This is a genomic window from Halomonas organivorans, from assembly GCF_014192055.1.
Classification (GTDB): Bacteria; Pseudomonadota; Gammaproteobacteria; order Pseudomonadales; family Halomonadaceae; genus Halomonas; species Halomonas organivorans.
Genome location: NZ_JACHXM010000013.1, coordinates 18,399 through 42,729 on the forward strand (window position 1 = coordinate 18,399; position 24,331 = coordinate 42,729).

General features: G+C 66.7%; 22 protein-coding genes. 13 read left to right on the forward strand and 9 right to left on the reverse strand.

What is annotated here, in order from left to right:
• Positions 1-23: 23 nt before the first annotated feature.
• Both FHR96_RS13170 and FHR96_RS13175 read left to right on the forward strand, forming a co-directional pair.
• Positions 24-500, forward strand: a complete 477-nt coding sequence (locus FHR96_RS13170; protein WP_183388148.1) for a TRAP transporter small permease — start codon at positions 24-26, stop codon at positions 498-500.
• Positions 490-1,785 (forward strand): TRAP transporter large permease, encoded by a 1,296-nt coding sequence (locus tag FHR96_RS13175; RefSeq protein WP_183388149.1) that lies wholly within the window; start codon positions 490-492, stop codon positions 1,783-1,785. Before FHR96_RS13170 ends, FHR96_RS13175 begins: the two co-directional genes overlap by 11 nt.
• Before the next feature lie 94 nt (positions 1,786-1,879).
• Here FHR96_RS13175 and FHR96_RS13180 read toward each other — a convergent pair whose 3' ends face one another.
• Positions 1,880-2,413 carry a macro domain-containing protein gene (locus tag FHR96_RS13180; protein WP_183388150.1) on the reverse strand — a complete coding sequence of 178 codons (534 nt, stop codon included), beginning with the start codon at positions 2,411-2,413 and terminating at the stop codon, positions 1,880-1,882.
• Positions 2,414-2,838: 425 nt separating this feature from the next.
• On the opposite strand from FHR96_RS13180, the gene FHR96_RS13185 reads away from it, so the two are divergent.
• From FHR96_RS13185 to FHR96_RS13220, 8 genes are all read left to right on the forward strand, one after another.
• Positions 2,839-3,819, forward strand: a complete 981-nt coding sequence (locus FHR96_RS13185) for a TAXI family TRAP transporter solute-binding subunit (protein ID WP_183388151.1) — start codon at positions 2,839-2,841, stop codon at positions 3,817-3,819.
• A 133-nt stretch (positions 3,820-3,952) separates the two neighbouring features.
• Entirely contained in the window at positions 3,953-6,547 is a 2,595-nt protein-coding gene (locus tag FHR96_RS13190) for a TRAP transporter permease (protein WP_183388152.1), read from the forward strand.
• A gap of 12 nt (positions 6,548-6,559) precedes the next feature.
• Entirely contained in the window at positions 6,560-6,988 is a 429-nt protein-coding gene (locus tag FHR96_RS13195; RefSeq protein ID WP_183388153.1) for a universal stress protein, read from the forward strand.
• 234 nt (positions 6,989-7,222) lie between these two features.
• Positions 7,223-8,038: a DUF2189 domain-containing protein gene (locus FHR96_RS13200; protein ID WP_183388154.1), complete on the forward strand. Its 816-nt coding sequence runs from the start codon at positions 7,223-7,225 to the stop codon at positions 8,036-8,038.
• A gap of 110 nt (positions 8,039-8,148) precedes the next feature.
• Entirely contained in the window at positions 8,149-8,664 is a 516-nt protein-coding gene (locus FHR96_RS13205) for a putative pterin-binding protein (RefSeq protein ID WP_183388155.1), read from the forward strand.
• Positions 8,665-8,682: 18 nt separating this feature from the next.
• Entirely contained in the window at positions 8,683-10,866 is a 2,184-nt protein-coding gene (locus tag FHR96_RS13210) for an ATP-binding protein (protein WP_183388156.1), read from the forward strand.
• A gap of 88 nt (positions 10,867-10,954) precedes the next feature.
• Entirely contained in the window at positions 10,955-12,115 is a 1,161-nt protein-coding gene (gene nosP, locus FHR96_RS13215) for a nitric oxide-sensing protein NosP (RefSeq protein ID WP_183388157.1), read from the forward strand.
• Complete coding sequence (locus FHR96_RS13220) at positions 12,099-13,484, forward strand: ATP-binding response regulator (RefSeq protein WP_183388158.1); 1,386 nt, start codon at positions 12,099-12,101, stop codon at positions 13,482-13,484. Before nosP ends, FHR96_RS13220 begins: the two co-directional genes overlap by 17 nt.
• Here the strand turns inward: FHR96_RS13220 and FHR96_RS13225 are convergent.
• Complete coding sequence (locus FHR96_RS13225) at positions 13,454-14,164, reverse strand: response regulator (RefSeq protein WP_183388159.1); 711 nt, start codon at positions 14,162-14,164, stop codon at positions 13,454-13,456. The two genes, FHR96_RS13220 and FHR96_RS13225, sit on opposite strands and share 31 nt — an antisense overlap.
• Positions 14,165-14,320: 156 nt before the next feature.
• Between FHR96_RS13225 and exaC the strand changes: the two genes are divergently transcribed.
• Positions 14,321-15,841 carry an acetaldehyde dehydrogenase ExaC gene (gene exaC, locus FHR96_RS13230; protein ID WP_183388160.1) on the forward strand — a complete coding sequence of 507 codons (1,521 nt, stop codon included), beginning with the start codon at positions 14,321-14,323 and terminating at the stop codon, positions 15,839-15,841.
• Positions 15,842-15,922: 81 nt separating this feature from the next.
• Here exaC and FHR96_RS13235 read toward each other — a convergent pair whose 3' ends face one another.
• Positions 15,923-16,816 (reverse strand): LysR family transcriptional regulator, encoded by an 894-nt coding sequence (locus FHR96_RS13235; RefSeq protein ID WP_183388161.1) that lies wholly within the window; start codon positions 16,814-16,816, stop codon positions 15,923-15,925.
• A gap of 105 nt (positions 16,817-16,921) precedes the next feature.
• Here FHR96_RS13235 and FHR96_RS13240 point away from each other — a divergent pair, with 105 nt between their 5' ends.
• The gene (locus FHR96_RS13240) at positions 16,922-17,356 is read left to right on the forward strand and encodes a (R)-mandelonitrile lyase (RefSeq protein ID WP_183388162.1); all 435 of its coding nucleotides are present in this window, start codon (positions 16,922-16,924) and stop codon (positions 17,354-17,356) included.
• Positions 17,357-17,394: 38 nt separating this feature from the next.
• Here FHR96_RS13240 and FHR96_RS13245 read toward each other — a convergent pair whose 3' ends face one another.
• From FHR96_RS13245 to FHR96_RS13265, 5 genes are all read right to left on the reverse strand, one after another.
• On the reverse strand, positions 17,395-17,880 hold the full coding sequence (locus FHR96_RS13245) for a CreA family protein (protein WP_183388163.1): 486 nt from the start codon (positions 17,878-17,880) through the stop codon (positions 17,395-17,397).
• Positions 17,881-17,891: 11 nt separating this feature from the next.
• Complete coding sequence (locus FHR96_RS13250) at positions 17,892-18,257, reverse strand: DOPA 4,5-dioxygenase family protein (RefSeq protein ID WP_183388164.1); 366 nt, start codon at positions 18,255-18,257, stop codon at positions 17,892-17,894.
• Positions 18,258-18,328: 71 nt separating this feature from the next.
• Positions 18,329-19,570, reverse strand: coding sequence for a cyclic di-GMP phosphodiesterase (locus FHR96_RS13255; RefSeq protein ID WP_183388165.1), 1,242 nt, complete (start codon positions 19,568-19,570; stop codon positions 18,329-18,331).
• A 146-nt stretch (positions 19,571-19,716) separates the two neighbouring features.
• The gene (gene betT, locus FHR96_RS13260; protein ID WP_183388166.1) at positions 19,717-21,768 is read right to left on the reverse strand and encodes a choline BCCT transporter BetT; all 2,052 of its coding nucleotides are present in this window, start codon (positions 21,766-21,768) and stop codon (positions 19,717-19,719) included.
• 193 nt (positions 21,769-21,961) lie between these two features.
• Positions 21,962-22,666 (reverse strand): Spy/CpxP family protein refolding chaperone, encoded by a 705-nt coding sequence (locus tag FHR96_RS13265; RefSeq protein WP_183388167.1) that lies wholly within the window; start codon positions 22,664-22,666, stop codon positions 21,962-21,964.
• A gap of 221 nt (positions 22,667-22,887) precedes the next feature.
• Between FHR96_RS13265 and FHR96_RS13270 the strand changes: the two genes are divergently transcribed.
• Positions 22,888-23,478, forward strand: a complete 591-nt coding sequence (locus FHR96_RS13270) for a LysE family translocator (RefSeq protein ID WP_183388168.1) — start codon at positions 22,888-22,890, stop codon at positions 23,476-23,478.
• Here the strand turns inward: FHR96_RS13270 and FHR96_RS13275 are convergent.
• Positions 23,463-24,296, reverse strand: coding sequence for an AraC family transcriptional regulator (locus tag FHR96_RS13275; RefSeq protein ID WP_183388169.1), 834 nt, complete (start codon positions 24,294-24,296; stop codon positions 23,463-23,465). The two genes, FHR96_RS13270 and FHR96_RS13275, sit on opposite strands and share 16 nt — an antisense overlap.
• Positions 24,297-24,331 lie beyond the last annotated feature (35 nt).

Consider the following 24,331-nt stretch of genomic DNA (forward strand, 5'->3'; position numbering starts at 1 on the left):
TCCCTCCGTCAAGAACTCCCGTCATGAAACGTCCCGATGCAAGACTCGAGCGCGTGCTCGCGACCCTGGCCATCCTGATCATCGGCCTGATCAGTCTGGCCAACGTGGTGGTGCGCTACGTCACCGACGCCTCCTTCGCCTTCACCGAGGAATTCTCGGTGTTCCTGCTGGTGCTGATGACCTTCGCCGGGGCCTCGGTGGCGCTGCGCGGTCATCGCCATATCCGCATCGGCCTGCTGGAGCGGGCCCTGCCGCCTGGGCCGCGGCGCCTGTTGATCCTCTTCCAGGGCCTGTGTGGTCTGGTCGTGCTGGGCCTGATCACCTGGTTTGGTGCCAGGATGGCCTGGCAGGAGTACCAGTGGGAAACGCTGTCGCCGGGCCTGGGCCTGCCGCAGTGGTGGTACCTGGTATGGCTGCCGCTGCTGGCCGGGCTGATGCTGTGGCGTCAGTGCCAGCAGACCCTCGATCGCCTGCGCGGAGGGCTCGACGATGAGTCCTGATCTGTGGATGCTGCTGGCCTTCGCCGGCCTGCTGATCGCCGGGGTGCCGGTCGCCTTCTCGCTGGGTTTGTCCGGTGCGGTGGGCATCGTCGCCGGACTGTCGCCGTCGATGCTGGCGACGCTTGGCACCAACACCTACAACAGCGTCGCCAAGTACCCGTTGATCGCCATTCCGCTGTTCATCCTCACCGGTCTGATCTTCGAGCGCGCTGGCGTAGCGGCGCGCCTGGTGCGCTTCGCCCAGGCGCTGATCGGCCCGCGTCACGGTGGGCTGGCGCTGGTGGCGGTGCTGGTATGCATGATCATGGGGGGCATGAGCGGCTCCGGTCCCGCCGACGCCGCCGCCGTGGCCATGGTGATGCTGCCGAGCATGACCCGGGCCGGCTACCCCAAGCCCTTTTCGGCGACGCTGATCGCGGCGTCGGCCTCCACGGCGATCCTGATACCGCCTTCGGTGGCGCTGATCCTGTACTCCATCGTGGTGCCGGGGGTGGATCTGCGCGCGCTGTTCGCCGCCGGCCTGTTCCCGGGAATGTTGGCCGGGGCAGCGCTGCTGCTGCCGGCCTGGTGGCTGTCGCGGCGCAACGGCTGGGAGGCGCCCGACGAGGTGGAGCGCCCGCCGCTCGGCGCAAGCTTCCGCCAGGCGATCCCGGCGCTGTTCGCGCCGGTGCTGATCCTTGGCGGGTTGCGCAGCGGGCTGTTCACGCCCACCGAGGCGGCGGTGGTGGCGGTGGCCTATGGCGTGGTGGTGGGCCTGTGGCTGACCCGTGAGCTCGGCTGGCGAGACCTCTGGGAACTGCTCGGCGAAGCCGCGGTGATTTCCGGGGTGGTGATGCTGATTATCGCCCTGGCCGGCATCTTCGCCTGGGCGGGCACCATGCTGGGCACCTTCCGCCATCTGGCGGAGTGGGTGATCGGGCTCTCGGACAACGGCGCGCTGTTGCTGGTGCTGATCATGCTGGCGGTGCTGGTGGCCGGCATGCTGCTCGACGCCATCTCGATCTACTTGATCATGATGCCGATCCTGGTGCCGGTGATGCAGCACTTCGGCTGGAATCCGGTGTGGTTCGGCATCCTGCTGGCGATGAACATCGCCATCGGACAGTTCACGCCGCCGGTGGCGGTCAACCTGATGGTTACCACCGAGGTGGCGCGGATTCGCCTGGAGCATACCGTGGGTTGGGCGATGGTGTTCGTCGTTGCCATGGCCGTGGCCCTGGCGCTGGTGGCGATCTTCCCGGGCATCGCCCTGTGGCTACCCGGCATTCTTGGCTACAACGTCTAGGCTTGTTGCGGGCTGCGGGCTGCGGGCTGCGGGCTGCGGGCTGCGGGCTTCGGGATGCGAGCGGCAGGGCAAAAGGGCGTGACCCTGTGGCGGTTCAGTCGCGTCGTCCCAGGGCGGTCAGGGTGCGTTGATGCAGTTCGGCGCTGGCGGCGTCGAACAGTACGAAGCGTACCCGCTTGACCGCCGGGCAGCTCGGCAGGATGGCCAGCACCGTGGCCAGGGCGATGCGTGCCGCTTCGGCGGCGGGATAGCCGAAGGCCCCGGTGGACAGCGCCGGGAAGGCGATGCTCGTGATGCCGTGCTGCTCGGCCAGCTCCAGGGCGTGGCGATAGCAGTCGGCGAGCAGTTCGTCGGAGGGCTCGTCGACGCCATATACCGGCCCCAGGCAGTGGATGACGTGGCGATTGGGCAGGCCGAAGGCCTCGGTGATCACCGCCTGGCCGGGCTGGATGGGCGCCAGCGGCCGGCAGGCTTCGGCGAGCTCTGGCCCGGCGGCGCGGTGCAGCGCTCCGGCCACGCCACCGCCGCTGCGCAGCGCCGCGTTGGCGGCGTTGACGACGGCCTCGATGTCGTCCTGGCGGGCAATGTCACCTTGTCGGCACTCGATGTGAGACGCGGCAGCGCTCATGTCGGTCTCCATTCAAACACGGGCTCACCTGCAGTCTGATGGGTTCAACGGCCGCCTGGCAAGATTCTCCAGGCAAGCCGCCCCGTCGCTCGTGACTCCTCCTTCACATGACGATTCCAGGGCTTGCCGCGGCTGATGGTGTTCTGAATTGCCTCTATGATGGGGCCCGGTAGGGGCTGTCCACCCGGGGGCGATGACCGGTGTCGTGCCCTCCTCGAGGTGGCTGAGTGTCGGGCCCGGTGCATTCGACAGGTCGAAATAAACGGGCCCCTAACGTTGATGACAACTAAAATGACAGGGACGGAAAAATCCTCATCGGACAGACGTTTTTTCGCTAAAGTAGTCGGTAGCGGTTATGCCGCCCAAGGTCTTGCACGAGTGACCGCAGATACTCGCTTCGTCCACAACGTCAAAGAGGTGCGTCAATGAAACGCCATGCTTTCTCCACCGCCGCCGTCTCCGGCGCGCTGCTGGGAGCCGCCATGTTCGCCTCGCCGGTCATGGCCCAGGAAGAAGAACAGTTCATCACCATCGGTACCGGCGGTCAGACCGGCGTGTACTACGTGGTCGGGCAGTCGGTGTGTCGCCTGGTCAACCGCCTCGAAGACGCCAATATCAAGTGCAACGCACCGTCCACCGGCGGTTCGGTGGCCAACATCAACGGCCTCAAGTCCGGCGAGCTGGACATGGGCGTGGTGCAGTCCGATGTCCAGTACCAGGCCTACAACGGCACCGGCAACTTCGACGGCGAACCCTACGACAAGCTGCGTGCCATTTTCCGCGTGCACGGCGAGCCATTGACCATCCTGGCGCGTGCCGACTCCGGCATCGAGACCCTCGATGACCTGGAAGGCAAGCGCGTCAATATCGGCAACCCGGGCTCCGGGCAGCGCAACACCATGGAAGTGGTGATGAACGCCAAGGGCTGGACCGAGGACTCGTTCGCGCTGGCGTCTCAGCTCGATGCCGCCGAGATGGCCTCCGCCCTGGCCGACAACAACATCGACGCCATGGCCTACGTGGTCGGCCACCCCAACGGTGCCATCCAGGAAGCCACCACGACCGTGGATTCGCGTCTGATTCCGCTCAACGACGACGATATCAAGGGCATCGTCGAAGAGTATCCCTACTACTCCATGTCGGTGATTCCCGGCGGCCTCTACAAGGGCAACCCGGATGACGTCGAGACCTTCGGCGTAGCGGCTACCTTCGTGACCGATACCGATACCAACGACGAAGTGGTCTACCAGACCGTCAAGGCGATCTTCGACAACTTCGATCGCTTCAAGCAGCTGCACCCGGCCTTCGCCAACCTGGATCCGCAGGAGATGGTGACCCAGGGGCTCTCGGCACCGCTTCACGAAGGGGCCGCGCGCTACTATCGCGAACAGGGCTGGATCGAGTGATCGCCATTCATTGAGATCACCGTATTTCGCTGAATGATGCGCGGCCCTCGCCGAGGGCCGCGCTTTGCGTTTGCGGTGCAGGTGGGCATCGCACGCATTCGATGAGAGATCGACGCAGAGGCAGGGCACGCTTATGACTGAAGATAACAAGAGGGCGCCGGGCGCCGAGGTCGACCTTGAAGACATGGTCGCCTCCAGCGATACCGGGGCGCGAAAACCGGCTGGAACGCCGGGCAAGCTGCTGGTCGGCATCGCCGCGGTTTGGTCGCTCTTCCAGCTGTGGATTGCCTCGCCGATTCCCTTCATGCTGGGATTCGGGGTCTTCAACGCCACCGAGGCGCGCTCCATTCACCTGGCCTTCGCACTTTTCCTGGCCTATATGGCCTATCCCGCGCTCAAGCGCTCCCCACGTGATCGCATTCCGCTCATGGACTGGGTGCTGGCCCTGGCGGCGGCGTTCTGCGGCGCCTACATGTTCATGTTCTACGAGCAGTTGGCCGAGCGCCCGGGCGCGCCGATCCTGCAGGACGTGATCGTCGGCGTGATCGGTATCGTGCTGCTGCTCGAGGCGACGCGCCGGGCCCTGGGGCCACCGCTGATGATCGTGGCCCTGGTATTTCTCGTCTACAGCCTGGCCGGGCCATGGATGCCGGGCATCCTGGCTCATGGTGGGGTCAGCCTGCAGGGGTTGATCAATCACCAGTGGCTGACGACCCAGGGGGTGTTCGGCATTGCCCTTGGCGTGTCGACGAGTTTCGTCTTCCTGTTCGTGCTGTTCGGTGCCTTGCTCGACAAGGCCGGGGCCGGCAACTATTTCATCAAGGTCGCCTTCTCGCTGCTCGGCCACTATCGCGGCGGGCCGGCCAAGGCCGCCGTGGTGGCATCCGGCATGACCGGGCTGATCTCCGGCTCTTCGATCGCCAACGTGGTGACCACCGGCACCTTTACCGTGCCGATGATGAAGCGCGTCGGCTTTTCCGCCGAGAAAGCCGGGGCCGTGGAGGTGGCATCCTCGGTCAACGGGCAGATCATGCCGCCGGTCATGGGGGCCGCGGCCTTCCTGATGGTCGAGTACGTGGGCATCTCCTACGTGGAGGTGATCAAGCACGCTTTCCTGCCGGCGCTGATCTCCTATATCGCGCTGGTCTACATCGTCCACCTCGAGGCGCTCAAGGCGAACATGCAGGGGCTGGAGAGCAGCAATCCGCCCAAGCCGCTGCTGCGCAAGGTGGTGGGCTTCCTGGCTGGCCTGTTGCTGATGATGATCACCGCGCTGGTGGTCTATTACGGCCTGGGCTGGCTCAAGCCGGTGCTCGGCGACGCCACGCCATGGCTGGTGGCGGTTCTGCTGGCGGCGGTCTATGTGGGGCTGCTCAAGGTGGCCGCAGGCTACCCCGAGCTGGAGCTCGACGATCCCAACGAGCCGGTCTACAAGCTGCCGCAGACTCGCCCGACGGTGATGGTCGGCCTGCAGTACATCCTGCCGGTGATCGTGCTGATCTGGTGTTTGATGGTGGAGCGGCTCTCGCCGGGGCTGTCGGCCTTCTGGGCCACCGTGTTCATGGTCTTCATCATGATTACCCAGCGCCCGATCACCTCGTTCTTCCGCCATCGCAGCAACCTGGCGGAAGATATCCGCGAAGGCTTCCTCGACCTCTGGGATGGCCTGGTGACCGGCGCTCGCAACATGATCGGCATCGGTATCGCCACCGCCACCGCCGGCATCATCGTCGGTGCCGTCTCCCAGACCGGGGTTGGGCTGGTGCTGGCGGACGTGGTGGAGATCCTCTCGATGGGCAACCTGCTGCTGATCCTGCTGTTCACTGCGGTGCTCAGCCTGATCCTCGGCATGGGGCTTCCCACTACTGCCAACTACATCGTGGTGTCTGCGCTGCTGGCGCCGGTGATCGTCCAGCTCGGCGAGCAGAACGGCCTGCTGGTGCCACTGATCGCGGTACACCTGTTCGTGTTCTATTTCGGCATCATGGCTGACGTGACGCCGCCGGTGGGGCTGGCGTCGTTCGCTGCGGCGGCGGTATCCGGTGGGGATCCCATGCGCACCGGCTTCCAGGCGTTCTACTACAGCCTGCGCACGGCGGCGCTGCCGTTCCTGTTCATCTTCAACACCGACCTGCTGCTGATCGACGTCTCGCCGTTGCAGGGCGTGCTGGTATTCGTGGTGGCGACGGTGGCGATGCTGATCTTCGCGGCGGCGACCCAGGGCTTCATGATTACCCGCAGTCGCTGGTACGAATCCCTGCTGCTGCTGCTGGTGGCCTTCACGCTGTTCCGCCCTGGCTTCTGGATGGACATGATCCATGATCCCTACCGGGATGTGCCGCCGGCCCAGTTCGTCGAAGCGCTGGGCAACGCGGATGCCGAGTCCACGCTGCGAATCCAGATTGGTGGCCTGGATGCCTATGGGGATCCGATGACCACCTACATGACCCTGCCGGTGCCGGAAGGCGAGACCGGCGAGGACCGCCTGGCGAACCTGGGGCTGATGCTGCGGTTCGAGGACGACAAGGCGATGGTCGATATGGTCACCTACGGCAGCGAGGCGGCGAAGCTTGGCTTCGACTTCGATCAGGAGATCATCAAGGTGCAGGCGCCAGTGGATCGCTGGACCAAGGAGTGGATGTGGATCCCCGCCTTCCTGGTGTTTGGCCTGGTGGTGATGTTGCAGCGCCGGCGCCGCCAACGCGGCGGCGACCCGGTCTCGGCATGATGGAGGTGTCCCATGTATAGCAAGATCCTGTTGCCGGTAGACCTCAACGAGGAGGCCTCCTGGACCAAGGCGCTGCCCACGGCGCTGGCACTGTGCAAGAGCTTCGGTGCATCGCTGCATGTGGTAACGGTGATGCCCGACTATCGCATGCCGCTGGTGGGTGCCTATTTCCCCGAGGACTTCGCCAGCAAGGCCCACGAGGCGGTGACGAAGGCGCAGCACGAGTTCATCCAGCAGCACGTGCCGGAGGGTGTTCAGGTGCAGAGCGTGATCGTCGATGGCTCGCCCTGGGAGGCGATCGTCGAAACGGCGAAGAAGCTCGAGGCCGACCTGATCGTCATGGCGTCCCACAACAAGCGCAAGTTCGCCGATTACGTGCTCGGGCCCAACGCCGAGCACGTGGTGCATCATTCGAGGATGTCGGTGATGATCGTGCGCTGACGGTCCTTTCCGTCGCCCAGCAACGCCCACGTTCCCGCTCGCCGGGGGCGTGGGCGTTCTGCGTTGGGAACGTGTCGGCAGCGTGGAGACGGCGTGATGTGAGTCACGGCGGGATGACGCCGGAGCGGCTAGAGTAACCAGGTGTCAGGGTGCGTCCTCGGCGGGCTCGGCCCAGGGAGGTACCCACCGGCCCGGTGTGTCCGGGACGTCATCGTCGGCAACGGGGGTGTCACCATGAATGCAGCAGCCACCAAGAGCGGCGGCAAGCCGGATTCCCATGTCCGTATCCGCATTCGTCCGATCGGCATGGACAAGCCTCGTGCCTGGCTAGCGGCGGGCTTCGAGGACTTTCGACGTGCCACGGCGGTGAGTCTGGCCTACGGCCTGTTCTGGGTGGGGTTGAGCATCGCGATTACCGTCGGTGCCTTCACCTTCGGCCTCTGGCACTGGCTGTTGCCGCTGATCGCCGGTTTCATGTTCGTTGGCCCGTTGGTGGCGGTGGGCTCCTACGGCATCAGCCGTGCCCTGGAAGCCGGTCGCGAGCCGACCCTGGGCGATGCCTTCGGCGCCTGGCGAGGCCACGTGGGCCAGCTGGCCATGATCGGTGTGATGCTGGTGCTGATCCTGATGGCCTGGTTCAACATCGCGATGCTGCTGTTTGCGCTGTTTTTCGGCCTGGGCGCCCCCGATCCGGCCACCATCTACCTGGCCCTGATCACCACGGCGGAGGGGCTCGGCATGCTGGCGGTGGGGACGGCGATCGGTGCGGTACTGGCGTTCGGCGCCTTCACCGTCAGCGTGGTGGCCATTCCCACCCTGATGGACCAGGACCTGACCTTCATGGAAGGCATCGAGGCCAGCGTGCGCTCGGTGGCCCGGAACTTCCGCCCCATGCTGTTGTGGGCCGCCATCATCACCGGCTGTGTGATCGTCGGGGTGGCCACCTTCTACATCGGCCTGGCGTTGATCCTGCCGGTGCTAGGTCATGCCAGCTGGCATGCCTATGAAGACCTGGTGCGCATCGACCTCGGAGACGCGGAGGAGGGCTGAGTCGGCTTTCCAATGGCGTGGTGGTGCCCGCGTTCGTTGGCACTGGTGCCTGACCGTGACGCGGGATTCGCGTACCCTTGGCGTCGAGACTGTCAATCCGGAGCCCAAGCATGCGCGTCCGACGCCTTTTGATCCTGTGTTGTGGCCTGCTGACTTGCCTGGCGGTGAGCAGTGGCGTGTGGGCGAAGCCTCTCCCGTTGCCCCAGGGCCCGGTTCTGCTGACCGTGAGTGGCGATATCACGCGCACCAACGGCGATGGCATGGCCCGCTTCGATCGTGCCATGCTCGAGGCTCTGCCGTCACGCACCATCACGACCCATACCCCTTGGCACGAGCAGGCGGGCCGCTTCGAGGGGCCACTGGCCGAGGCGCTGCTCGATGCCGTCGGTGCCAGGGGCGATCAGCTACGGGTGGTCGCGCTCAACGGCTTCGAGGCCGAGGTGCCGGTCAGCGACGTGTCACGCTATCAGGTCATCCTGGCAATGAAGCGCAACGGAGAGATCATGCCGATACGTCGCTTCGGGCCGCTATTCGTGCTGTATCCCTTCGATGCTCATCCCGAGCTGCTCACCGAGGCGGTTCGTTTTCGCTCGGTCTGGCAGGTGAGTCGCATTCAGGTTCACTGATCGTCGAGGAGCTGCTCGGTGCGCCAATATCCCCTGCGTCTCAAGTTCGGCGTCATCGCCACTCTGCTGCTGTTCGTTGCCGCCATCCTGGTGGTGGGACTGGTGGCCTGGCGACAGGACAGCCTGGTCTGGCGGGTCGGCGAGGACACGGTCTGGCATGCCTACAAGCTCGACCGTGATGCCGTCGATCTGCGCAGCTACCTGGCGCTCAGCGAGCCGGGCCCCGAGGTCCTGAGTGAGGCAAGGCTTCGCTTCGAGCTGCTCTACAGCCGGCTGACGCTGCTGCGAGGTGGCGAGATGGCCGAGCTCATTCACGGCATTCCCGGCACGGATCGCCTGGTCGAGGAGATCGAGGAGCACCTCAAGGCGCTGGATGCACGCCTGCGCCAACTGGATACGCTGGATGAGGCGTCGCGCAAGGCACTCATTCAGCGCCTTGGTGAGCTTGGCCATCCGGCCGAGCGATTGATCATCACCGTCAACGGCCATCTGGCCCAGTCCGAGACTCAGGAGCGTGAACGCCTGCAGTGGCTCTACGGACTACTGCTGGCGCTGATCATGGGCATGAGCGTGGCGGCCATGCTGGTGGTGGCTTTCCTGGTTCGCGAGGCGCGAGACAATGCCGCGGCGCGCCGTGCCCTGGAGAGTCTCAGCGCCGAGCTGGAAACCACGGCCCGACGGGCTGAGTCGGCGAGCCAGGCCAAGTCGGAGTTCCTGGCCACCGTCAGCCATGAGATCCGCACGCCGCTCAATGGGGTCATCGGCATGAGCGACCTGCTGGTCGAGCAGCCGCTGCCCGAGCGGGCCCGCCACTACGCCGATACCATTCACGACAGCGCCCGTCGCCTGATGGAGCTGATCAATGACATCCTGGATTTCTCCAAGATCGAGGCAGGGCGCCTGGAACTCGAGCACCAGGCGCTGTCCTTGAACGATCTGGCCGAGAGCGCGGCTTCGCTGTTTCGTCCCCATGTCGAAGCGCGTGGGCTATGGCTCGAGATCGACCTGGACCCGACGCTGCCAGCGCATATCGTCAGTGATCCTGGTCGGCTTCGCCAGGTGTTGCTGAACCTGCTCTCCAATGCCGTCAAGTTCACCGAAGAGGGCGGTATCCGGGTCGAGATCGCCCGTGACGGTGAACAGGTGCTGAGTGTTGCGGTAGTCGACACGGGGTGCGGTATCGCGCCCGACAAGCAGCCGCGGCTATTCGAACCCTTCCACCAGGGCGAGCCCGGCACGGCGCGGCGCTTCGGTGGCAGCGGCCTGGGGCTGGCGATCAGCAAGCGGCTGGTGGAAGCGCTGGGCGGTGAGATCGGCGTCGACAGCCGCCCGGGCGAGGGCTGCCGCTGCTGGTTCCGCCTGCCGCTTATCGAAGCGCCGACGGCCGATACCGGCGTCGATGGGCATGTTCCCCACCATGGTGGACCGGTCCTGAGCGATGCCCGTCTGCTGGTGGTCGAGGACAATCCCGTCAACCAGCAGGTTGCCATGGCGATGCTCGCCAAGCTGGGCTGTCGCGCCACGCTGGCGGCTTCCGGCTTCGAGGCGCTGGAAAGCGTGATGCGCGAGCGCTTCGATTTGATCTTCATGGACGTGCAGATGCCGGACCTGGATGGGCTGGAGGTCACTCGACGGATCCGTGCCCGCGGCGGCTGGCTGGCGGAGGTGCCGATCGTGGCGATGACCGCGGGTGGGCCGATGGGAGATCAGGCCCGTTGCCTGGCCGCGGGCATGACTGGCTACCTGGCCAAGCCGCTGCTGCAAGTCTCGCTGCTCAAGGCCCTGCATCGTCACCTTGCGGGAATGCCCGGTGTGGCGACGATGCCACCCGCCAGCTTTCCCGGCGCGGTGGGCGAGGAGCAACTGGTGGATGCCAGCGTCATGGAGGGCCTGCGCGAGAGCCTTGGCCACGAGGGGCTGGCCGCGCTGGTGGCACAATATCGCCGTGATGCCCGGACACGCCTCACGGCCCTGGCGGAAGCGCTCGACGTCGATGAGGCACCGTTGGCCCAGCGCCTGGCGCACCAGCTCAAGGGCGAATCGGCCACCCTCGGCGCGGTCAAGGTCGCGGGCCTGGCGACCCGGCTCGAACGGGCCGCCCGTGAAGGACGGCTGGAGGGCGGTGAGGAAATCCTGGCGCGGCTGCATGAGCGCCTGGCCGAAACCCTGGCGGCGCTTGAGAGCGAAGCGGCGCCGTCCTGACGGGAGCGCGCCAACGGCGGAACCCATGACCTGGGAGCGCGGCCGTCCAGCGCTTACACTGGGTCCATTATCGCCCCCGGAAATCGCCATGTCCGATGCCAGCCCCTTTTCGCCGGCCGCCGTATCGATTCGAACGGCCTTCAGCGACAACACCGATCCGCGGCGGGCCGCCGCCGAGCTGGCGAGCGCGCTGGCCGGGCCGGAGCTGGGCTTCGTGCTGTTCTTCTGCAGCGCCGACTATCCGCTGTCGGCGCTGGGTGAAGCCCTCGAACGGGCCTTCGCCCCGGTTCCACTGGCCGGCTGTACCACGGCCGGCGAGATCACGCCGGCAGGTTACGGCCGAGGCTGCATCGTCGCCGTCGGCTTCGACCGTGGCGACTTCGCGATCGCCTGCGCGCGGATCGCCGATCTCGAGGCCTTCGCCTTGCCCCAGGCCCAGCGGCTGGTCGACGGCCTGCTGGCCGACTGTCGCCGCCAGGCGCCCCCCGAGGATGCCCGGCCCTTCGCGCTGACGCTGCTGGATGGCCTCTCCAGCAGCGAGGAGCAGGTGCTGGCGACCCTGGAGGCGGCGCTTGGCGGTATCCCCAGCTTCGGCGGCTCTGCGGGGGACGACAACCGGCTGAGCCATACCCACGTCTACGCCGAGGGCGGCTTTCACGATGCCTCGGCGGTGGTGGTGATGGTCACCAGTCGTCGCCCCTTCGAGGTCTTCACCACGCACCATCTTCGCCCGCGCCGCGAGAAGCTGGTGGTCACCGCGGTAGACCGCGAGCGGCGTCGGGTACTGGAACTCAACGCCGCGCCTGCCGCCGAGGAGTATGCGCGCCTGGTGGGACGGCCCGTGGAGGCGCTGAATGCCGAGGTCTTCGCCCGTCATCCGCTGGCGGTGCGTATCGGCGAGGCGCACTACGTGCGCTCGATTCAGCGGGTCGACGCGGACGGCGGGTTGCGTTTCTACTGTGCGGTGGAGAAGGGCATCGTGTTGACTGCCATGCAGTCGGCGCCGATGCTCGAGCAACTGGCCGGCGTGCTGGACGGTCTGGAGCGGCGCCTTGGCGCCCCCGCGTTGATCCTCGGCTGCGACTGTTTCCTGCGACGCCTGGAGCTGGAGGCCCTGGGGCGCGTGGACGCCGCCTCGCGGCTGCTGGCCGACGCCCGCGTCGTGGGCTTCAATACCTACGGTGAGCAGCATCAGGGCATGCACATCAACCAGACCTTCACCGGAGTGGCGATTGGATCTCGGGGCTGAACCGCCGGCGTTCGATCCCGCCAGCGAGCAGGAGCGGGCTCTGGCGGAAGAGAACGCGCGGCTGCGGCGCATCTGCGGCGCGCTCATCGAGCGAGTCGAGTCCGCGGGCATGGCCGGCGGAGCCCCCTATGGCGCCTTCGAGCATGCCGTGCTGCTTGCCGAGCAGGTCCGTGAGCGTACCGACAGTCTGCATCGCACCCTGGAGGCGCTGAGCGAGGCCAACGCTCGCCTGGAAGAGGCCAGGGCCGAAGCGGAGGCGGCCAATCACTCGAAGACACGCTTCCTGGCGGCGGTCAGCCACGACCTGCTGCAACCGCTCAACGCCGCGCGGCTGTTCACCAGTGCCCTGGAAGATCAGGCGCTGCCCGGGGAGGCGACGCGCCTGGTCGGGCATATCGGCCGTTCGCTCAAGGACGTCGAGGCCTTGCTGGGGACCCTGGTGGACATCTCGCGCCTGGATGCCGGGGTGCTGACCCCGGACGTGGCGGCCTTCCCGGTCGCCGAGCTGCTGGATGTGCTGGCCGAGGAGTACCGCCAGATGGCCGCCGCTCGGGGACTGGCGTTTCGCTATGTGCCCAGCTCGGCGGTGGTGAGCTCCGACCTGGCATTGCTCGCCCGGGTGGTGCGCAATTTCTTGACCAACGCGGTGCGCTACACCAAGCGTGGCCGTCTGCTGCTGGGCTGTCGGCGACGTCCCGACGGCCTCGAGATCCTGGTCGCGGATACCGGGCCCGGCATCGACGAAGCCCATCAGGAGGCCATCTTCCTCGAATTTCGCCGCGCCGTGACGCGTCCCGAGGAGGCCGATCGTGGCCTCGGCCTCGGCCTGGCGATCGTCGATCGCATCGCCGACATGCTCGATCATCCGCTGGGCCTCGTCTCGCGTCTGGGGCACGGGGCACTGTTCTCGATCCGGGTACCTTATGGCCGGCGTCGGGAGATGCCTCCCGCGGCGGAGCCGACGCCCGGGGCAGATCGCCTGGCCGGCGCGCGGGTCTGGGTGCTCGACGACGACCCGGCGATCCTCGACGGCATGGCGGCGCTGCTCGAGGGCTGGGGCTGCCGCGTGCGCTGCGCCTCGACACCGGCGGCGCTGGAGGCGCTGAGCCGCCGGGAGCGAGCCGACTTGCTGCTGGTGGACTACCACCTGGCGCCGGGGGATCCCGATGGGCTGTGTGTGGCGGATCGCTTGTGCCGAGCCCACCCCGGGCTGGGCGTGGTACTGATCACTGCCAATCACGATGGCGACCTCAAGCAATGGGCTCGCGAGCGTGGCTACGACTGTCTGTTCAAGCCGGTCAAGCCGCTGCGCCTGCGGGTGCTGATCGCCAACCGACTTCAGGCGGGCGGAGGGCAGGCCTGCAACTGACGACGCGACAGCTGGGTGGCCAGTTCGGCGCGATCGGCCGCCAGCACGGCCTGGATCCGGGTATCGACGTTGAGCTTGCGCAGGATCGCCGAGACGTGCGTCTTGACGGTGGTCTCGGCGATATCGAGATCCCGGGCGATCACCTTGTTGGCGTCGCCGCGCACCAGGCGAGCCAGCACCTGGAGCTGCTTGTCGGTGAGGGCATCCAACGATGATGGCGCGTTCGGGGCGGTGGGCGCGACGAGCGACTCATGATCGGCCGCCGACGGTGTCGGCGGCCGGCGCATGATGTCCGGCGGCAGGTAGATCTGGCCGCCGAGCACCTGGCGCAAGGCCTCGAGCATCGCCCGGCGAGGCGTCGACTTGGGAATGTAGCCCACCGCGCCCAGGGCGATGGACTCGAGGATCAGGTTGCGCTCGCGCTCGGCCGAAATCACCACCACCGGCAGCGCCGGGCAGGCCTCGCGCAACCGCTCCAGCCCGGCCAATCCCGCCGCGTCGGGCAGGCCCAGGTCGAGCAGCAGCAGGTCGATCTCTTGCTCTTCCTCTGCGATCCCCCTCAGGGCGTCGTCGAGGCTGCCGGCCTCGAGCAGCCGGCAGTTGGGCAGGCCGGCGCGGATCGCCGCGCCGATCGCCTCGCGAAACAGCGGATGGTCGTCGGCCACCATCAGGGTATTCATGAGGGACTCCTTGGATCGCTCGGCCGCTTGCCTGTCGCCCTCCGGATCTCCTACCGAAGGAGGAGGCACTCTCCTGCCATCGCAGTATGTCTCAGACGCCATGACTGGCCAAGACTGGGAGGGTACTCACATAACCACAACAGCAGGAGACACGCCATGATCTATGCCAACCCCGGCAGCCCCGAGGCCGTGGTGAGCTTCGACGCGCGCTATGGCAACTACATCGGCGGCGAGTTCGTGCCGCCGGTCAAGGGCCAGTACTTCGACAATGTCAGCCCGGTCAACGGCAAGCCGTTCTGCGAGATTCCCCGCTCCACCGCCGAGGACATCGACAAGGCGCTTGACGCCGCACATGCCGCCGCCCCGGCCTGGGGCAAGACGTCGGCCACCGAGCGCAGCAATCTCCTGCTGAAGATCGCCGATCGCATCGAGCAGAACCTCGAGATGCTGGCCGTGGCCGAGACCTGGGACAACGGCAAGGCGGTGCGCGAGACCCTGAACGCCGACCTCCCCTTGGCGGTGGATCACTTCCGCTATTTCGCCGGCTGCATCCGCGCCCAGGAGGGCACCGCGGCGGACATCGACGCCAACACCGTGGCCTATCACTTCCACGAGCCGCTGGGCGTGGTGGGGCAGATCATTCCCTGGAACTTCCCGATCCTGATGGCGGTGTGGAAGCTGGCGCCGGCGCTGGCCGCGGGCAACTGCGTGGTGCTCAAGCCCGCCGAGCAGACCCCGGCCTCGATCCTCAAGCTGATGGAGCTAGTCGGCGACCTGCTACCGCCGGGCGTGGTCAACATCGTCAACGGCTACGGCGCCGAGGCCGGCCAGGCGCTGGCCACCAGCACGCGGATCGCCAAGATCGCCTTCACCGGCTCGACCCCGGTGGGCTCGCACATCCTCAAGTGCGCCGCGGACAACATCATTCCCTCCACCGTGGAGCTGGGCGGCAAGTCGCCGAACATCTACTTCGCCGACATCATGAACGCCGAGCCCGAGTTCATCGACAAGGCCGCCGAGGGTCTGGTGCTGGCCTTCTTCAACCAGGGCGAGGTGTGCACCTGCCCGTCGCGGGCGCTGATCCAGGAGGACATCTACGAGTCCTTCATGGCCAAGGTGATGGAGAAGGTTGCGGCCATTACCCGCGGCAACCCGCTGGATACCGACGTCAAGGTCGGCGCCCAGGCCAGCCAGGAGCAGTTCGACAAGATCATGTCGTACATGGAGGTGGCCCGCGAGGAGGGCGCCGAGTTCCTCACCGGCGGTGGCAAGGAGAGCTTCGACCCGGCCTATGACAGCGGCTATTACATCCAGCCGACCCTGCTCAAGGGCCACAACAAGATGCGCGTCTTCCAGGAGGAGATCTTCGGCCCGGTGGTGGCGGTAACCACCTTCAAGGACGAGGAAGAGGCGCTGGCCATCGCCAACGACACCGAGTTCGGCCTCGGCGCCGGGGTGTGGAGCCGCGACATCAACGTGGCGTTCCGCATGGGCCGCGGCATTCAGGCCGGCCGGGTGTGGACGAACTGTTATCACCAGTACCCCGCCCATGCGGCCTTCGGCGGCTACAAGAAGTCCGGCGTCGGCCGTGAGACCCACAAGGTGGCCCTCGAGCACTATCAGCAGACCAAGAACCTGCTGATCAGCTACGACACCAATCCGCTCGGTTTCTTCTGAGCCCTCGGGTGGCTCGTTAGACGGCGGGGGCGCGAGGAAGTCGCGCCCCCGCCTGCGTATGGCCGCCGAGGCAGGGGGCGTTCAGGCGCCCGCCCGCAGCGCCTCCCGCACCACCCGGAAAGCGGCCGTCTGCTGGCGGCGGCTGGGATAGTAAAGGTGGTAGCCCTCGAAGGGCTCGGACCACTCGGCCAGGACCTCTCGTAGTTCACCGCGATCCAGGTGAGCTTGAACCAGGCCGTCGGGCAGTTGGGCAAGCCCCACCCCGGCGAGGCTGGCGTCGAGAATCTGGAACACGCTGTTCAGGATCAGCGGGCCGTCGACCCTGACCCGGAATTCATGCTCGCCGCTGCCGAACTCCCAGGCGAAGAGCCCGCCGTGAGTCGGCAGGCGCAGATTGATGCAGCGGTGAGCGGTCAGGGCTTCGGGCGTCGATGGGTTGCCGTGGCGGGCCAGATAGTCAGGCGAGGCCACGGTGACGAGTCGCATCCGTGGGCCGATCGGCACGGCGATCATGTCGGCGTCGATGATGCCGCCGAGCCGCACGCCGGCATCGAATCGCGCGGCGGCGATGTCGGTCAATCCGTAGTCGGTAGTCAGCTCGACGGTGAGCTCGGGGTAGGTCTCGAGCAGCGGCGCAAGCCGCGGCCACAGCATGTAGCGCGTCGCGAACTCGTCGGCCGTGATGCGCACCGTGCCCGCCGGTCTCTCTCGCCACTCGGCGACGGCGGCCACTTGGGCATCGATCTGCTCCAGCAGCGGGGCCACCTCGCGCAGCAGTTTCTCTCCGGCTTCGGTACGGGTGACGCTGCGCGTGGTGCGGGTCAGCAAGCGCACGCCGAGGCGCTCTTCCAGGCTGCGCATGGTCTGGCTGACCGCCGAGGGAGACACGCCGAGGTGTGCCGCCGCCCGGGTGAAGTTGCCCTCGCGGCCCACGGCCACGAAGACTGCCAGGTCGTCCAGTCGCTGCCCTGTCATTATAAAGCCTCGCTTCATACTGCATTCAGTATTTGCCACATAGTATACCCAATGCCCGGCTGCTACCTTTGCAGGCGTCAACGCCACCAATCCAAGGAGAGCGTCATGAGCGAATCATCCGAAGACATGCTGATCCAGCGCGCCGGTTCCGTTGAGGCCATCAAGGGGCCGAGCGACTGGTTCACCGGCACCGTCCGCATCGACAAGATCTTCAACGCGCCGGCTCCCTCCCGTCTGGGCATGGCCGTCGTCAACTTCGAGCCGGGCGCGCGTACCAACTGGCACACCCATCCGCTGGGGCAAATGCTGCTGGTCACCGACGGCGTGGGATGGACCCAGTGCGAGGGTGGCCCGCGCACCGAGATTCGCCCGGGCGACATCATCTACTGCAACTGCGGACGTCGTCACTGGCACGGTGCCACTGACACCACCTACATGCAGCACGTGGCCGTGCAGGAAGCCGAGAACGGCAGCCCGGTGACCTGGATGGAGCCGGTCTCCGACGAGGACTATCTCGGCGGCCCGGTCAAGAAGGACTGAGACCTTTCCCTTCCGTTGCCATGCCAGGCCGCATTCTCTCAGTTGGCGTTGCTGTCCGGTGAGGCTGACCGCCAGGCCTGGGTACCCCACAGGGGCACGCTGCTCAGGGCGTGCTTGAAGCTGCCGTGGGTCTCCTTGGTGGTATAGGCCAGATAGAGCAGGGTCTGGCTGTCGGCGTCGAGGATTCGCCGCAGCTTGAGGCTCTTGAACAGCACGCTCTGGGAGCGGCGGTAGAGCAGCTCGCCGTCCGGCGAGGTGTCGATATCAGCGAGCATCGCCGCGGTGATCGGCCCGGTCTGGCGACAGGCCAGGCTGGTGTCTGACGGATCGGCCAGGTCGAGGTCGGCATCGATGTTGCTGAGATGGCAGGTCACGCCGGGAATCTTGGGATCGACGAGGCTATCGATCTTGATGTCCTTGGTGGTGAACAGGCCCAGCGAGACATCCCCGACCTCGTGACCGTCGTTGCAACCGGCCAGCCCCATCAGGAGCAGGCCGAGCAGGGTGGTGCGCAGTGTGAGCATGGGGTATCCGGTCAATGGTCGACGAACTGGCTCAGGTCGAGCGGGTGGCTGTGGCCCAGCCACATAGCGCCCTGGGTATGGTCGAAGTAGTCGTCGTCGGTGCCCAGGTGCACGAAGATGTCCAGATCGCCGCGATTCAGCGCCAGCCAGGGCACGATCTCGCCGAAGCGCTCGGGAGCGAAGGACAGCTGGCAGCTCCACAGCGGGTGGGGGCCCACCGGACGCTCATGGAAGCGGCCCACCCGGATCTCGAAGTGCTCGGCGGCAGCCTCGGCGAGGCGACGCGCTTCGGCCAGGCCGGCGGCATCGCGATAGTAGAGATGGGCGTGATAGTAGCGGATGCGGCTGGGGTCGATGAGCGCTGGGGTGTCTGGCATGACGGTCTCCTGCTGGGGGACCCCAGGGTACCCGCTGCGCGGCGGCATCGCGAGACGGCGGCGCTGCCGGATCATCCCCCGGGGATCGGCAGGGCCTCCAGCTGTACACCGTAGGCCCCCGGCGGCAACGACTTTTCCACCGAGAGGCGCAAGCCGCCGAGGTCGGGTTCGGCGAGGTCGATCAGCACCCCGGGGATGGCGGTCTTGCGTTCGTCGAGCTTGACCAGCACCCGAGGGCGGAGCGGCTGGTCGGGCACCTGGGCGACCACGATGCCGACCATGCCGTTGTTGAGTTCGACCAGGCTGCCGAGGGGGTAGAGGCCGATCCAGTCGATGAAGTGGTCGACCAGCCGGCCATCGAAGTGGCAGCGACGCCCCTGGTAAAGGATGCCCAGGGCTTCGGTCGCCGGCCGGGCCGGGCTGTAGACGCGGTCACTGGTGATGGCGTCATAGGTATCGACGATGGCCAGTATGCGGGCGGTCTCATCGATGTCCCGGCCCGGCTTGCCATGCGGGTAACCGCTGCCGTCGAGGCGCTCGTGGTAGTCCCGGCAGGCGATCTTGACCGCCGTGGGCAGGTGGGGATCATGCTCGAGCATGGCGAAGCCATGCAGCACATGCCCCTGGACGTGCTGGAACTCCTCCTCGGAAAGAGGGCCGGGCTTGTCCAGTACCGCCTGGTCGAGGCGCATCTTGCCGACGTCATGCAGCAGGCCGGCGAGCCCGAGCTCCTCGAGTCGTGAACGCTCGTAGCCCAGATGCTGACCGAAGGCCATGGCGAGGATGGCGACGTTGAGGCCGTGCTCCATCCGGTAGGCGACCCGGTGCTTGAGGCGGGTCAGCCAGACCAGGGTGTCGGGGACCACCTCCAGGGAAGCGATGAGCCGGCCGATCTCTCGCTGCAGCGTTGGCTGGCGGCGATACCAGTCGTGCTCGTCACGCATCAGGCGCAGGAGCGTGCGCTGGGTCTTGAAATACAGCTGCTCGGCATGCTGCACCTCGCGGGGATCGTCCGATGCGATCGCCGAACGGCGGCGCTCCTGGGGGGGAAAGGGCGTGAATTCGGCGGGATCCGGTGGCATCTGCAGCGCCGACAGGATGGCCTGCACCTGGGGTTGGGAGCGCTGAGGGTCGACATACACCGAGCGACAGTAGCTGCGCAGTCGGCGCAGGTCGGACTTTCCACGTTTCAGAAGGTGCGGCGGGACCATCCAGGGGCGATCGAGCGCCGCGATGTACATGCCGTTCTCGAGCAGGCTGACCGGCACCTCGACCAGGCGTGAGCCGCCCGGCGGTTCGGGGTCCTGTTGCATGACGCTATCTCCGGCTGTCATGGCCTGGGTACAGTTATAGACCATCCGCCCTGGCGTCGTGGCCGCCAGCACCGGCATGCGCACTGCGGCACACGCCAGCGGCGACCCCTCGGGGTCGCCGCTGGCGTTCAGGCCGGTGAGGTTGCTCAGCTCAGGCTCAGGTCCCGGGGCGGCTCGCCCACCGAGCCCGGCATCGCCTGGACGTTGGCGTTGTCCTGATCGGCGAGGACCAGGAAGTGCAGGTGACGTTCGTACTCGGAGAGCACGTCGCCGATCACCTGGCCGCGTGTATAGCCGTTGAGATCCTTGTCCAGGCCACCCTCGTTGAGATAGACGTCGAGGCGCACGTAGTAGTCGTCGTCCACCGGGAGGAAGCTCGGGGTGCGCAGGCGGTGGGCCCGCACCTGGTAGACGAAGCTGGCGGCGTCGTCGAAGTCCACCTGCAGGGTCAGCTGGCGCAGCGGTTCGCCCTCGACCTCTTCTTCGGTCACCGAGGCCTGCTGCCCGCGCTGCTCGAGCTCCTCGGCGAACTGGTGCAGGGCCGGCCGGACGGCATGCTCGACGGTGGCGGCGGCGCCGGCGCGGTTCGAGGTGTCGAGCGCCCGGTCGAGTCGCTCGCGCCAGTCGCCGCCGGGAGCGGTACCGCTGACCTGGCGACGGGCGTCGGCCTTGGTACTCTCCAGCTTCAGGGCGCGGCTCATGCCGGCCATGATGGCGAAGATCACCAGCGAGAAGGGCAGGGCGGTAATCACCACCGCACTCTGCAGCGCCGAGAGGCCGCCGGCCATCAGCAGTGCCACGGTCACCAGGCCGATGGCCGCCGACCAGAAGATGCGCAGGCGGATCGGGGCATCGTGATTCACGTCCGACAGGATGGAGGTGAAGTTGGCCAGCACCAGGGCGCCGGAGTCGGCCGAGGTGACGAAGAACACGATGCCCAGGATGGTCACCACCGATGCGGTGACGCCGATGTAGGGATACTGCTCCAGGAAGGTGTAGATGGTCGTCTGCGGCGAGTTGAGCGCCTGCTCGCCCAGCGCGGCGATGCCCTGGTCGGCGACCATCTCGATGCCGCTGTTACCGAAGATCGACATCCACGCCATCATGAAACCGAGCGGCAGCAGCAGGGCGCCGAGCACGAATTCGCGAATGGTGCGGCCGCGCGAGATGCGGGCCAGGAACAGGCCGACGAAGGGTGTCCAGGCGATCCACCAGCCCCAGAAGAAGATGGTCCACCAGCCCTTCCACTGCTGGGCATCCGCGCCGGCGAAGGCGTAGGTGTCGAAGCTCTTGCCCACGAAGCCGCTCAGGTAGTCACCGGCGTTGAGCACCATGGCGTCGAGCAGATGCAGGGTATCGCCCTGGAAGAGCACGAACAGCAGCAGGGCGGCGGCCAGCGCCATGTTGAACTCCGACAGCCGACGGATGCCCTTCTCGACGCCGGTGACCACCGAGATGGTGGCGAGTATCACTACCAGCACGATCAGCACCACCTGGGTCGCCAGGCTCTCGGGCACGCCGAACATGAAGGTCAGGCCGTAGTTCAGCTGCATCACGCCGATGCCGAGGCTGGTGGCGATGCCGAACACGGTGGAGATGACCGCGGTGATGTCCACGGCATTGCCGATCGGGCCGTTGATGCGCTTGCCGAGCAGCGGATAGAGGGCGCTGCGGATGGCCAGCGGCAGGCGATGGCGATAGCTGAAGTAGGCCAGCGCCATGCCCATCAGCACGTACATGCCCCAGCCGGACAGCCCCCAATGGAGGAAGGTCTGGGGCACGGCGGCACGCAGCGCCGCGGCGCTCTCCGGCGCCATGTCAGGTGGGGCCAGGTAGTGCGACAGCGGCTCGGCGACGCAGAAGAACAGCAGGTCGATGCCGATGCCCGCGGCAAACAGCATCGAGGCCCAGGACACCAGCGAGAACTCGGGGCGCGCATGGTCCGGGCCGAGGCGTATGCTGCCGACGCGCGAGCAGCCGATGGCGACGACGAAGACCAGATAGGCCACCGCGGCCAGCATGTAATACCAGCCGAAGGTGTCATTCACCCAGGCCAGGCCGGCGTCGAAGAAGGCGCCGGCCTCCTCGGTGAACGTCATGGTCAGGACCAGGAACACCAGGATGCCAGCCACACTGCCGTGAAAGACGGTGCGGTTGATCCGGTCCCGGCGCTCGGGGAGGGCGGTGTTATCCGACATTCGCAATACTCCTGTCGCTTTGGGCGACTCTTTTTTTGAATGAACGTTCAAATAAAATACGCACATCCTCGCAAGGCTGCAACCGGGAGACCCGCCTGTGGCGAGCATGGCAAAGTAAAATGAGGAAAGCGGGCACGAAAACGCCCGGCATGAGCCGGGCGTCGAAGGAGGGAAGAAGAAGGGGGAGGAAGACTTATTCGGCCGAAGGAGGCGTCGGCTCGGGGCCGCCATGGGAGCGGCCGTCGTCATGGTGACCGGGCCCGCGATGATGTCCTCGTCCGTCATGGGGTGGGCGCATGGTCTGCTCGAGCTCGGCGATCTGCTGCTCGGTCAGCAGCTCGGCCAGCGCCGCACGGTGTTCGTCGCGCAGGTCCTGCCAGGCCTGACGGCGGGCGTCGCGCGAGTCGAAGGACTGCTCCTTCAGCGCCTGGGCGTTGTCGATGAAGGACTGGCGAAGCTCGTCCAGTGACTGGCGGGTCTCGTCGTCGAGATCCCAGCCTTCGATCACCGCATCCACGCGGGCCTTGATGGCCTCTCGCGCTTCGGCACGATGCTCGGCGCGAAGCTCCTGGCGAGCCTTGTCGAGAGCCGCACGCTGCTCGTCGTCGAGGATCTCGTCGAGCTGCTCGCGGTATTCCTGACGCAGCTCCTGCATGGCTTGACGATGCTCTCGCTGGGCTGCCGCGAGGGCTTCGCGGGTCTCGGCGTCGATGCCGGCACGCTCGAACAGCGCCTCGCGCTGTTCGGCGCGGTGCTCCTGGCCGGCGTGGAATGCGGGGCCCTTGGCATGATCTCCCGCCTCGCCGGGTGCGGCATTGGCGGAGAGCGCCAGCGGGGCAATGGCGGCGGCGAGCAGGGCGGGGGCAAACAGCTTGCGGGTCAGGCGCATCTTCTTCATGTCGGGCATTCCTTGTGGCCTTGGGTTGACGCTTGCAGTGTCGTTGGCGCAGGTGCAAGGGGCGTGGACACAGGGTGCAAAGCCGGTGCAAGGTTGCCGGCTCGCTCGCGGGATCATGGCATCAGGCTCGCGCATACGGTGGGGCAATCACGTTCAATACTCCGGCGTCGTGGTGCCATAGCCTGGCCGGTATCGAGACGAGATACCGAGGACGCTTCCCCATGACCGTAACCCTGTCGCTGTCCATGGCCGCCTTCGCGCTGGCGGCTTCCCTTTCTCCTGGCCCGGTGAACCTGGTGGCGCTGAGCGCCGGAATGCGGCACGGCTTTCGCGCCAGCCTGCGTCATGTCACCGGTGCGACCCTCGGCTTTACGCTACTGCTGGTGCTGATCGGCCTGGGCCTGCATGAGCTGTTGGCCCGCTGGCCGGGCATTCTCGGCGGGGTGCGCTGGGCCGGGGTGGCCTTCCTGCTCTACATGGCCTGGCGCCTCGCCGCGGATGATGGCCGGCTGCAGGCCAGCTCTCCCGGTGCGGCGCCGTCGTGGTGGGTAGGCGCGACCATGCAGTGGCTCAATCCCAAGGCCTGGTTGGCGTCGATGGCCGGGATGGGTGCCTATGCCGCCGGCGGTGAGCTCCACCTGGTGGCCTGGTTCGCGACCCTGTACTTCGTGATCTGCTATCTGTCGATCGGCTGCTGGGCCTATGCCGGCGCCTGCCTGAAGCGCTTCGTGGATCGCCCGGCCCGGGTGCGCCGCTTCAACCGCGGCATGGCGTTGTTGCTGGCGGCGAGTGCGTGCTATCTGCTGTGGTGACCGGCGGCGTATTGCCCAGGGGTAGCCGCCTGCAGGCGCTTGAAGGTGCGCTGGAAATGCGCCTGGTCGGCGAAGCCGCAGTCCATGGCAACCTCGGCGATGGGCTGTCCGCTGCGCAGCTTGTGTCGGCCGAGCCGGATGCGTCGGTCGGTGAGGAAGGCATGGGGCGTCAAGCCATAGTGGGCCTTGAAGCGTCTCACCAGGTAAGAGCGAGACAGCCCGGCGGCGTGGCAGATGTCGTCCAGGCCGATGGCCTCGGTGCAGTGGGCCGCGATGTAGTCCGCCGCGCGGCGCAACCCCTCAGGATCGTCGCGGGAAGCCGGCATCCGAGGCGCCAGCCGGCGCTGCATCTCGACGATCAGTGCGGTGGCCTCGGTTTCCCTGGCCAGGCGTGAGGCATCAGGATCGAAGAGGGTGTCACACAGCGTCACCAGGTGCCGATAGAGTGCCGGATGGCGACTCGAACGAGCGGTGAAGAGCTGGAGGTCGAGATGGTCGGGGGCGCCGAGCTCTCGTTGCAGTGCGCCGAGCCAGGCGTTGTCCAGATAGAGCATGTCGTACGACCAGGGGCGGTCGTCGATGGGGTTGCAGGCATGCACCACCTCGGGGTTCATGACCACCACGCTGCCCGGGACGACCGTTTCGTCATGGCCCTGGTTCCAGTAGGTGCTGCAGCCCCCGGTGATGGCGCCGATCGAGAAGGTCTCGTGACTGTGCCTGGCGTAGCAGACGCGCCGTCCATCGGTGACGCGGCGAGCCTCGAGAAACGGCAGCGCCGGGTCGTGCCAGAAGCGCAGGTGATCTTGGCGATGGCCCATCTTGGCTCTCCCTGATCGATGGGCGACAGTCTAGG